This window comes from Thalassobacter sp. (assembly GCF_982993085.1).
The window spans coordinates 1-11,190 of the sequence record NZ_CEZFMW010000117.1 but is presented as its reverse complement, the minus strand read 5'-3'; the positions used below and the strand labels follow the sequence as shown (position 1 = coordinate 11,190).

Annotated in this window: 9 protein-coding genes and 1 pseudogene; 4 read left to right on the top strand and 6 right to left on the bottom strand. The window is 57.2% G+C overall.

The features are described from left to right. The 5 genes and pseudogenes from AC4GMC_RS15065 to AC4GMC_RS15045 all read right to left on the bottom strand — a co-directional run. Positions 1–658, bottom strand: a pseudogene (locus AC4GMC_RS15065) (BREX-1 system adenine-specific DNA-methyltransferase PglX); the annotation flags it as partial. Next, entirely contained in the window at positions 658–4,176 is a 3,519-nt protein-coding gene (gene brxC / locus AC4GMC_RS15060; protein ID WP_487878006.1) for a BREX system P-loop protein BrxC, read from the bottom strand. The gene brxC and the pseudogene AC4GMC_RS15065, both read right to left, overlap by 1 nt. Before the next feature lie 4 nt (positions 4,177–4,180). Continuing rightward, positions 4,181–4,783: a DUF1788 domain-containing protein gene (locus AC4GMC_RS15055; protein WP_487878005.1), complete on the bottom strand. Its 603-nt coding sequence runs from the start codon at positions 4,781–4,783 to the stop codon at positions 4,181–4,183. After that, positions 4,780–5,421 carry a DUF1819 family protein gene (locus AC4GMC_RS15050; protein WP_487878004.1) on the bottom strand — a complete coding sequence of 214 codons (642 nt, stop codon included), beginning with the start codon at positions 5,419–5,421 and terminating at the stop codon, positions 4,780–4,782. Before AC4GMC_RS15050 ends, AC4GMC_RS15055 begins: the two co-directional genes overlap by 4 nt. Beyond that, complete coding sequence (locus tag AC4GMC_RS15045; protein WP_488052160.1) at positions 5,418–6,272, bottom strand: BrxR family helix-turn-helix transcriptional regulator; 855 nt, start codon at positions 6,270–6,272, stop codon at positions 5,418–5,420. Before AC4GMC_RS15045 ends, AC4GMC_RS15050 begins: the two co-directional genes overlap by 4 nt. Before the next feature lie 201 nt (positions 6,273–6,473). Between AC4GMC_RS15045 and AC4GMC_RS15040 the strand changes: the two genes are divergently transcribed. The 4 genes from AC4GMC_RS15040 (at position 6,474) to AC4GMC_RS15025 (ending at position 9,350) form a co-directional block, all read left to right on the top strand. Then, a complete protein-coding gene (locus AC4GMC_RS15040) occupies positions 6,474–6,917 on the top strand; it encodes a glycine zipper family protein (RefSeq protein ID WP_296939672.1) in 444 nt (147 codons plus the stop codon). A gap of 26 nt (positions 6,918–6,943) precedes the next feature. Further along, on the top strand, positions 6,944–8,239 hold the full coding sequence (locus AC4GMC_RS15035) for a peptidoglycan-binding domain-containing protein (protein ID WP_487880423.1): 1,296 nt from the start codon (positions 6,944–6,946) through the stop codon (positions 8,237–8,239). Positions 8,240–8,316: 77 nt separating this feature from the next. Next, positions 8,317–8,451 (top strand): hypothetical protein, encoded by a 135-nt coding sequence (locus AC4GMC_RS15030; protein ID WP_256415914.1) that lies wholly within the window; start codon positions 8,317–8,319, stop codon positions 8,449–8,451. A gap of 191 nt (positions 8,452–8,642) precedes the next feature. Beyond that, on the top strand, positions 8,643–9,350 hold the full coding sequence (locus tag AC4GMC_RS15025) for a hypothetical protein (protein ID WP_487878817.1): 708 nt from the start codon (positions 8,643–8,645) through the stop codon (positions 9,348–9,350). Positions 9,351–9,657: 307 nt separating this feature from the next. Here the strand turns inward: AC4GMC_RS15025 and AC4GMC_RS15020 are convergent, their stop codons facing one another. Then, on the bottom strand, positions 9,658–11,037 hold the full coding sequence (locus tag AC4GMC_RS15020) for an exonuclease domain-containing protein (protein ID WP_487880424.1): 1,380 nt from the start codon (positions 11,035–11,037) through the stop codon (positions 9,658–9,660). Between the last annotated feature and the right edge of the window lie 153 nt (positions 11,038–11,190).

Sequence of the window (11,190 nt, the reverse complement as noted above, 5' to 3'; positions counted from 1 at the left end):
CGGCCGTGATCTTCTGGTTCTTCTTGAGGCCCGCGAAGACCTGATCCTTCTTCTCGGAGATGTAGAACTGGTAGAGCCAGCCGATGATCTCGACCTCGCGGCAGGCATCTTCGGTCATCACTTTGCGCAGCTCGACAAGGATCGAGGATTGCGACAGAAGATCCTCAGGCATCAGGAGTTCGGTGTAATCGTCCAGCTCTTCGAACAGGAACGGCATAGGCCCGTGCCACTGGTTGCAGGCATGCACCAAGAGCTGTCGATAAGCTTCACCCTGCGGATCAGAGGACGGCGTGCGGCCATCAAGCAGCGCCGCGATGCTGCTAGGCGCGCCGTCGGTCAAGTTCCCCGCCATCGCCTCGGCAAGGATTTCTGGCCGTGTCTGCCCTTCTGCTGGGGACACAGCCCCAACAGCCGTGTAGCCATTCACATCCATGAAGCGCAGCGCGGTGAAGCGGTTGAACCAGGTGTAGGCCACCTGCTCGATAACCTGCGCCTTGCCATCCCGCGCGATCGCAGCATCGAGCTCCTTCATCACCTGCGGATGTTCCCGCCGCGCGGGCGATGAAGGGTTGAGCACCAGATCCAGCTTGGATCGCACCTGATCGATCAGCAGATTACGGGCGGACTGGGCAAACTTCTTCAGCGCGTTCGTGTCCATCAGACAATCACCTTCTTGCCCGCGCGGATCTGCACCAGAAGGGTCTTTTTCATTTCTTGGACGTATTGTTCGACGTCAGCCTCTTCGGTCAGGTAGGGCTTGGCGAAGCCCACCTTGATTTCAGAGGCGTTGACGTAAGTGGTCTGCGGGGGCTCTGGCTGCGGCGGCCCGGGCGGGACGAGTTTTGGATCGACAACCGGTCGGTTCAGTCGCTCAACCTCTGCCAAAATGCGCGGCAGAAGATCGAGCCTCGCGCCATTCGCCCGATCGCGCAGGATCGGGATCATCTTCACGCTGTCGAGCCCTAATTTGTGGCTATCGATATTGCGCTTGATGTGGGCTTGGTCATCTTCAGATAGCGCCTGGAACTCTGGCGTCTGCGTGACCTTGGCCGCGCAATCCTCGACCGCTGCGATGACAGCTTTGCGTTCCTCAAGCACGGTCAGCTCAACACGGTCTTTCAACCCATAGAGATCGGATTTCAGGAACTGGATGGCCGTGCCCTTGTAGCAAGCAGGGTCGGCCAAGGCACGGGCCAGTGCTTCGCCGGCGGCCGCATCCACATAGGAAATATTGGCCTCCTGGTCCCGCAAGAAATCCCGGGCGTCGTCATAGATTTCGCGCTGGGCACCACCCATGAAGCTGCGGATTTTGTCGAGGACTTCTTCCTTGGCGTCGAGCAGGTCATCTTCCTGTGCCGCGGGCTCGGTGATGTACCAAGTGGCTGGCTTGCCCACCATCGCGGCAATTTTCGCGGCCAGGGGCTCGAGCGCCACGACAAACGGATACTGCGCTTTCTGCGCCAGCATCTTACCCAGATCTTCTGACAGCGTCCGCGTGCTCTCCAGCCATTCCGCACCGATGGTCCGGGCGTCAGTCCCATCCGATGGCAAATCAAACAGCTCCTTGTAGAGCTCTTTCGCCTTCCGGATCTGGGCAGAGGTAAACTCGGTCTGCGGGGTGAGCAGGATATTGGCAAGAGCATGGCTGTTGTTCAGCGCCTTGGCGAGTTCTGCGCGCTCGAGCACGGTGCCGTCGGATCGGGCTTCAACCTTGCCCTTGCCTGACAGGCTGGCAGCCAAGCACAGAATTGCCGTCGTCGGCCAACCGTAGGGTTTGCCGCCAAAGCGTTCGGTGAGGTATTTCACCGAGACCTTCACGCCATTCCGAGCCTGAGACTGGACGTAGTTCAGAACGTCCTGCTCCGCCTCGGTCAGCCCTTCACCGTTGTTGCCGAAGAGCCCGCTTTCGGGCGTTGCTGCCTTCAGGATATCGGCCTCAGCATAGGTCACGCCCCGCAGCATTGGCAGGTTAACATAGACCTTGTCGACAAGGCCCTGGAAGCCTTTCACGATCCGGTCCTGGGGCTCTTCGCCACCAATGTCGAGCTCATCGCCCCGCACGAACATCCGCGCCTCAGCCATCAGCTTGCGCAGGCGGAGTTCGAGATCCTTATAGCGACGGCTGTTCTGATCGCCCTTCTCAGCCACGATGCGATCACGGCCTGGCTGCTGGGAACCCGCACGGGCCTGACGGATGAACTTATCCGTCTGCTTGAAGAGCGTAAGATCGCGGATGAACCGCACATCGGGCTGCAGCACCACCGCCAGTTCTTCTCGGCTCATGTTCCGCATGCGCACGGCTTCAGGTGATGCGACATCATCGTTGAACGGGCTGATCACGTTGATGGAAAGCTCGTATTCCCGGCCCAAGAGGTGGTCATCGAGCTTCCGGCTGAAGCTGTATTCATTGCCGGTGGTCAGATGCTTGATCTTGCGATGCCTCAGGATCGTGTCGAACGCCAGCGTTTCCATTTCCTTCGAAAGCTCTGACGGGTCGACATCCAGCGCCTTGATTTCGGCTTCGACGTCCTTCTCCTCGTTCGTCAGGAATTCATAGACCTCGCCATTGCGCTGAATAAGCGTGTTGCGCTCGAGGAAAGACAGGGCCTCCTCGATCTTGCGCCGCTGCTTGACCTGATCGGTGTCGAACTCGGAGAGCAGCAGCACGCTGATGTTGCGCACCGTGGGCTTAAACTCCTTGACGTATTTCACGAGGAAGAGCGCCTTCAGCACACGAACCGCGAAGGGATCGATGTCCTGGATTTCCTTCTCGGCAATCTGGATCGACTGCTGTACAGCAGATTTGAGGGCCATGCGGATACCCTCGAACATGAGATCAAAGGTGGCAAGACCGCCCACGGGTTGGTCTGCCATCTTCTTGGCGACCTCTTGGAACACGCCCAGCATCGAGCGTTCCCCGACCGAGCTGTGCTTCCCTTCAAAGGCGTTGTGCTGGGAAAGCGACGTGATCGCCATCTGAAACAGCATGTATTGGTAGGGCGGGAATGGGTAGCTCGAGACAAAGTGGGCGCGCCCATCGAAGTTCTTCAGCTTGATCGACCCATCCGTAAAATCAAACAGGGTCTTGAGGTTGTTCTCCTCGCGGTCGTGCAGGTTGCCAAGCCGTACCTGGCCCTCGTCGGTCTTCGACAGAAGGCGGCGCTGGATAACCTCAGCAACATCGGCAGAGTTCAGCGGCATTTTCACACCGAAGCGCGCCATGATCTTCGAAAAATCCTGCGACTGGAACGCTTTTCCATCGCCAATAATGGCTTCCATGTCCTGCTGTGACGTGACGATGACCCAGGCGCGGCCCTTACATTTTGTATTCAGGCTTTCGGCAATCGTTTGCAGGTTCGTCATCAGCTTGACGTTCTCGGCGATGTACTGCCCGACTTCATCTACAAAGAAGTTCAATCGAAACTTCGGTGCCTGTTTGTCGAGCCAAACATTCACATTATTGGCAAAATCCTCGATTGAGACCCGGGTATCGGCGCGGTACTGCCCCAAGATATCTGCGACATCAGCAGGATCGCCACCCGTTACTGAGGCGAAGGCTGTCGCAATGTTTTTGCGCTCGAGCGCTGCCTGCTCACGGCCGCGCTCCCAAAGTTTTCCAGCGGCCGCCGCATAAGCGTCCTTAAACGCTGCCAGTTGGCCTCGATCATCAAGGTCGCGCTCAAACTGCGCGATATGGGGCAGCTTGCCGTAGTAACCGCACGCCTCATCAAAAACCTTCTGGAATACCGAGAGCAGCGCATCGACGTCGGTCTTTGAGATGACATCAGCCTTCTGATCGATATTGAACAAAATCGATTTAGACGGAGCCGAAACCGCTTTTCGCAAGGCGCCCAAAAGCATGGGCTGATCGGTCAGCTTTCCCTCGAAAATGTCAAAAGCTCGTGTGCCATCGACTTCTCGGTTTTCCATGAGAAGGGCCAGCATCTTCAGCAGGTGCGACTTACCCGAGCCAAAGAAGCCAGAAATCCAGACCCCATTGGCGGTGTCATAGTTGTTATAGGCATCGAGGAAGGTCTCGAGGCGTTTGCCGATTTCATCGGTGATGACGTACTCGTCGAGCTCGATGCGCAGGCTCGCTTCATCGTCAGCCTTGATCACGCCATCAATGGGGCGGTCGACAGGCTTGGCGAAAATGTTTCTCAAAGCGGTGGTCATCGGGTCAGACCTCGTAGTTCAGAATGTTAAAAGCACGGTAGTATTTGTCGTCATGCAGCAGCCCAAAGAGATCGAGGGATCCCCCCGTCGCTGTGGAGTGGGTGTAGTTGCCTGGAAAGAACAGGACCGTTGGCTTGTCCTTGGCGGTGCTCTGCAGGTTGTTGAGCACATTGTGCGAGCGGATGTACGGGTAGACCTCGCCCACGCCAGACAGGAAAATCACGTCATGCGGCTGGGCGGCGATCGCTTCCGCGATTTTCGGGATCAGGTGCTCATGGACATCGAGAACGCCCTGCAACAGCTCGCGCAGCTCTGACTTTTCCATTTCAGGCTCTGCGGCCAAGACATCCTCCAGGATGCCCCGCTCCTCCAAGAGCCCGAGTGCGATATCGTACAGGCTGAGATCGAGCGCCGCCACGCCCGCATGTCCAATGCGCTCGATCAGGTCGAGCCGGTCCTCGATCATCGTGAGGCCTTCTTCTGCCGGGAACGGGCAAATGAAAAACGGTACCTCATTGCCAAGGCCCTGCTTGGTCAAGAAACGCTCGCTGGTGATGACCCGATACAGGTGCTCGGCGCGTTCTTTGCGCGTCAATTGCAGGCTCACGACAGACCTCCCTCAATAACAACACCCGGGAACACAGCCAGATCAGCTGGGTTGGTCGCCTCAAGCAACTGACGCAGCTGAGGCGAGAGATAACTCGACTGGATCCGGTGATCGTCAGAAACGACGCCAGCCTCACGCATCATTCGGAACAGGATTTGGCGTAACTTGTTACGCGTGCTGTTACTGATCGATGCTAGCCCGTCATCCCAGTCGGCCTTAGCCTCGAAGAAAATGTCAAAGCTCTCGAGAGGCAGATCGAGCTGATACGCCAAAAACCGATCACAAATGACCTCAACCGCATACTCGCGGACGAAGCGGTAGGCACGGCAAGCCGCCACCCAAAGCAGATACTGCTGCTCTTGCCGCCCGGCCTCTTCAATCAGGAAACGAACCTCATCGTCATTCAGCATCATCAAACGATTGACGAGTTCCCGCAGCGTACGGCGGTTAGAGGCGGCCTTTGGGAGCGAGGTCGTACCCTCGTGCAGGGCGCGCTCAAGCGTGTCTTTCCAATCTTCGCCCGAGCGATGCATCCCGGCGACTGCCACGCTCTCGGTCAAGAAAAGCCCCCCGGAAGTGAAGGACATTTTGTAGGGCTGCTTTGCCCCGAATTCTGCTTTCCGTGCCGCCATGGTCATCCAATGACCTCGTCACGGTTGAGCAAAACGATCTGTTGGTCCTGGGGGCGGCGCGCTGCCGGGTCGGTGTCCAGGCCAAGACGCTTCAGTGCATAAAACAACAGCGCACGGCGGACAGCGATTTGGGCCCTGCCCTCTTCCATGCCGTAGTCCATCTCGATGGCACGGCGCTGGTTATCAGACAGGTCCGGATGCGGGCCGATCTCAAGCACGACCTCGGTGTGCCATGCTTCATCTGCGCTGGGCTCAGCGGTCACGGGCCCCTGCTCACCCACCTCGACGATCCTGGATAACAGGAAGTCCTTGAACACCTGATCGTTCTGACAGAACGCCCGGGCGTGCCAGCGGAACCCATCGAATGCCAGGGCGTGCGGCTCAATCCAGCGCGCGCTGGGCTCCGGCCGCGACATGGACTGATAGGTTACCTGTAAGGCGGATGGCTCGCGGATCGCTGCTAGCACGTCACGCAGGGTTTCCGGGGACACACCCCGCGCGGGCGTCGGCGTTGCACCAAAGCTCGGGAAGAAGCTGATCCAGCTTTGCTCGGCGCTTACCAGCCCCTGATCAACCGCGCGCAGCTGAGCAAAATACTCCTCAGCGTCCGGCTTGAGGTATTTGGGCTTGAAATGCTTACCGCGCAGATACGTACGCAGGCTCTTGTCATAAACAAGGTTGCGCTTGGCCTGCTCAATGTAGGCGTTCAGGTCCAGCGATGCCTGCTGTGTCGAAACCCCAAACGCGTCCATCAAGTCCCCCCGGTTTATCCGCCCCTGCCAAAACAGGCGAAACTCGATAAACTCATATCGACGTTCGACACCCCAGTTCAGCTGTTTGCCCTTCTTGCGAGTCACCCTGCGCCCTCACTTATATGTCGCACGAATACATGCGTCTAGTTTTTTGATTGACTCACCAACCGGACCGACAGACCCTTAACAGGCCAGAATGCCGATTCGTGACAAGCCCGTCACGTTATTAGACGTATCACAAACCTGGGGGCTCACCCCAGCATAACCCTCCCGTTCTGCTCTCGGGAAGGGAAAAGGAGCTGCTGGATGAATTTTATTACGAAAACCCAGGCTTTTGGCTTGATCGCAGTCTTGACCGTGGCCGGTTGCGCAGAGCTCGAGCCCTTGACTGAGTATCGTCCCGTTGTGGATCCAGAGCGTACAAACATGCCGCGATTTGAGCGTGACCTTGAGGCTTGCCGTGCGGTCGCGGTCCAGGTCGAGGCCGACTATCGCCAGCGTCAGCAGGAACAGATGGGCGCGAATATTATGGCGGGGCTTCTGGTCGGCGCCATCACCGGCGCCGTTGTCGGCAGCGGCTCTGATTATCAGGGCGAACTCGCCGCCTATGGCGCAGCTTCCGGCATGGCGGCCGGGGCAGCGGCGAATGACTATTCCTATGATCTTGTGACCTATGGCCCCCGCCGGGTCGTGGATCGCTGCATGGCTGAACGCGGCCACACGATCTTAAACGACATTGGCCGCGGCTAAGGCGCTTTGCTGAAAGGACCTTCGACATGATGAAACTGCGCACGCTCACCGCTTCGCTGCTGATCAGCACCTGCCTTGCTGGGCATACAATGGCCCAGGAAAGCTCAGCGTTCGATGCAGAGATCGCCGCCATCGACAGCCAGATCACCGAAGTGGATGCCACAATCGCCCGCTACGATGGTGGGCTGATCCGCATGCTCGCTGAAGGCCGGAGAGAAGCACTGCTGCTACTGCGTACTATCGTTGAGGCCCGGCAAGAGGCTGAGGCCGCAGGCGCGACCATCGAAGTCACCGTGCCAGCCGTAGAACCTAATCCCGAACGTGCAGAGCAGCTTCTTGGCGAAATGGCGGCGCAGCAACAGCGTGTCGAAGCGGCCGAACAAGAGGCAGCATCCGCCGGCGGTCTGATACAAGCGGTGGCGCTAAGCCGCGTCGAAACCGAGAAGCTCACCCTCGCCCAGTTGCATATGGCCTATTTGCAGGCGCGCTATGGCATCGCGTTTCCGGTAACACCACAAGCAGTCGCCCCATCGACGCCAAGCCAGGACGCACCATCGCCCGCAGCCACGGCAGATGGTGATGAGGTGACTGCAGCCCTACCCTGGGCGGATCCCGACCACCCGAACATCGATTACAGCCTTGCACCGTTTGAGCAGGCGCACAACGAAGGGGATCGGATTTCGGGCTGGTGGGTCATCAACGAGGAACGCGCTGCAATCGATGACAGCCCATCCGTCGTGGCCATTAACTACTCAGCCTATGATGCGCGCAGCTTCAGCGGGATCACCGCGCTTCTCGCGCAGTGTCGGGAAGGCGAGACATCCATCGTCTTTGTCCAAGACGATTATCTGATGAGCGCCATTCGGCGGAACTCGTTCGATATCAACTACCGGATCGACGATGCACCAGCGCAGTCGACCCGCTGGAACGAACTGACCAACAACAAAGGCGCTGGGCTCTTTGGATCTGCGTCCGAAGGCTTCTTGCGCGGCCTCTACGATGCCGAAGAGTTTTTCATCCGGCTGACCGATGGCAATGGCCGCCGCTATGACGCGGAGTTCGACCTGGCCGGCATTCAGGACGCGGTCGAGGCAGTAGCTGGCGCGTGTGGCTGGTCCACGCTCGATCTCTCCCGCGACGACTACCGTGCCATCCAGACCATGCTGAACGCCGGAGGCTTTGATGCCGGCACACCGGACGGCGTTTGGGGGAACGGGTCGCGCAACGCGATGCGCGCCTTCCAAGAACAAAACGGCTTAGCGGCCACTGGAGCGCCTGACCGCGCGACGCTCGAGGCATTGGGCATTCAGGCTAGCGAATAGAACCATCACATCAGCGCGGCCCACATGGTGGGGCGGTGTCGTGAGCACGCGGCCGCAACAAGAAAGGAAGCGAAATAATGGAATTCATCATCGCTGGTGCCATCGTCTTCGGCATCATCGGGTTCTTCGTCGATGGTGGCAAAGGTGCGCTCTGGGGGGCAATCCTCGGGCCCTTTGGCCTGATCATTGCTGCTATTTTGAAGGGTAAGTAAGAGGTAGTGATACGCTTCGAAGCCGAAGTGCAAGTTATAGCAGGCCTCTTCTCGACCGGTTCTAGCCTCGAAACGAACATTCAATTTAGGTCTCGCACGGCTGATCTTAGGACGAAACCTACCAGCCAACATCAGAATGGCTGGTTCAGCTTGCGGTAGCGGCATAATTGGACAAACTGCCATCATGACTGATGACCCCAAAAACTCAGGTTAGGACCGAGAGCCGCAAACCTCTCTGGGTCTACTTTAAACAGAGCGTCGCGCATCTGTGGCTCGGCATATGCGCCCTCTGGCCTATTTGGGTCGTGATCTTTTCTTTGGTCGCAATTTGGATAATTCTTGTTCGCTTCGGCTGCGGGGAAAACTACTTCAGATTCCTTGGAACGGCTCTGCAAATAAGCGGAGTCATAACGGTCGCCATACGATTGAGAGGCGCAGAAAGGCTTTTCAAAAAGCCAACTATTCGAGAAAGAGTTTCGACTTATTTCAAGAAATTCCCCCGACGCCGGGTTGCAAACCAAATAATTGCGGCACAGGGAATTTCCATGGCGGCCAGTGCTGGGAAAGCTAAGATAAGTATTGTACCCGGCCCAGATACCCCCCTCAAAAGACGCGTGGAAATATTGGAGGAGGAAACAAAAAACCTTCTTGGTTTGGTTGAGAAACTCGAAACCAATCTCGGAGCACAGTCGAAAGAATTAACACTTAAGATCAAGGAAGAAATAGCCGAAAGAAAGGCAGCACATCGAAGCTTCGAGGAGCAGCTTGAGAGGGCCCTCATCGGTGATATTCACATCGACTGGTGGGGCGTTATCTTCTTCATTATTGGTATTATTCTCGCAGGCTTATCGCCGGAAATATCGGATTTTCTTTCGGGTGCCGGATTTTGCGCAAAATAAATACCGTGTTTAAAAACTGGCCAGATACGAATATTGGGTCGCTCGAATGCGCTCATGACCTTAGGAGGAAATTTGAGCTCTATAGACTAAATTGAGCTCGGCCACGGCATTCGTGATACTCTTTACGGAAGATTGCCTTAGGGAACACAGGCAAAATACCGTCAGTGCAACGCAACCCTATCTGATTTGCCCTGTTCCCGCCTGTAGCTCTCCACAAATGTGGCAGTATTTCGGCGCAGCCTTGCCATTTCGGAGGTCTGCCTGAGTGAAACAAATCCACCCAATACAACATCCTTGTTTTTTGTAACTACGCATCTCGTGCGCGCCACTCCAATAGAAAAGACGCAATCACATTGAGCTCATTGGGCTCGACAGCACCGGCAGCACGCAAATCACGCAGTGCTGCTTCCGCCTTTTCCAAGGTCATCCATTCAGTTTCGGGGGCGTCAGGCGCGGACCACTTATCACGCAGATAAGCTTTGAAGAGCGCCATCTCATCTGCTGTCAGCAGTTCAGGGCTGTAAAACGCCACCAACCGCCGGCCAAGCTGACGCAGCCGAGGATCTGAAAGGCTTGCAGCGATTTCTTGCCGGTGCGGCCAGGTCGCATGCTGAAACTCCTGCAAAAGCTGCTTGTCAGCGTTCGAATAGAATTCACCATAAATCTGCTGCTCAACTGGCTTTGGCGGAGCGTCGGGATCTTCTACGAAGCGAGCGGCCATTGCCGCGCCTACGCGCTGACGAAACTCAGGCGCGTTGGCGATGACCGTCGCCCGTCGCAGATGCTCAGCGCTGGGCGCTGTGTGTTCGAGGAGCGCGGGGGCTTTATTTGTGGACACGCCCCTAATGATCTTCGGCGTGGCATCCACTGCTGCTAAGATCGCCTCATCCGAGGCCTCGAGGAACTCGGATGGGTCCGCAGCATCCAGATCGAAAAACGCGGCCTGCGCGCTGTTGCCGTGAGAGTATCCACAGAAACAGCCCATGTAGGATCGCGGCTCACCACCGCCAAAGCGCGTGACCAGCTCATAGGGCCGAAAGCTTTCAAGCTTTGCCTGCACGCGTGCCTTGTGGGCGTTGTCGATCAACTCGGACCAAAGTGCCGGGCTGCGCGTTGCGATCAGACGTGCGATGTGAATGGTCGCCTCGACATCCCCCAGGGCATCATGCGCGTTGTGGGCATTGAAGCCATTTGCAGGCGCCAGCCGATCAAGCTTGAAGCTCCGCCGGCCAGTGTCATCGGTGGGCCAGACGAGTAGATCCGGGTGTCGGGCATAAGTGGCATAGACAGCAGGCAAAATGTCAAAGCGCGTGTTGCCATTGAACTGCGTGGCGTAAATGTTTGGCGACAGGTTCTGGTAGAAGGTCTGCCGCAGCACCTCCTCGTCGAATTTCATCGTGTTGTAGCCCACCCAGATCGCCGGTGCCCATCGCTCGGTGAACTCGGCCACCTGCTGCGAAAACTCAAACAGCGGCGGCAGGCTTGGGTCTATCAATTGATCAGGGGTGACCCGGGTCACAACCAACGCCTGCGGTGACGGCAAAATATGGGGCGCCAACCGGCAGCGGATGTTGACCCGATCCTTCTCCACGAAATTCTCATCCGTCCAGATCGCGGCGAACTGCAGCGGCTGGTCGAACTCGGGCGAGATCCCCGTGGTTTCAAGATCGTAGAAGACAAAATCCATACCCTAAGTATAGCTGAGACAAAGTGAGAACGCCACTTAGCGCCCTCTGTAGTGCTGGCAGTTGCAAACTGTCAGAAAACTGCTCATCTTTCTGACACGAGAGGTAGCATGCAACACCTAAGCGAACAAATCATGGCACATGCCGAGCAACTC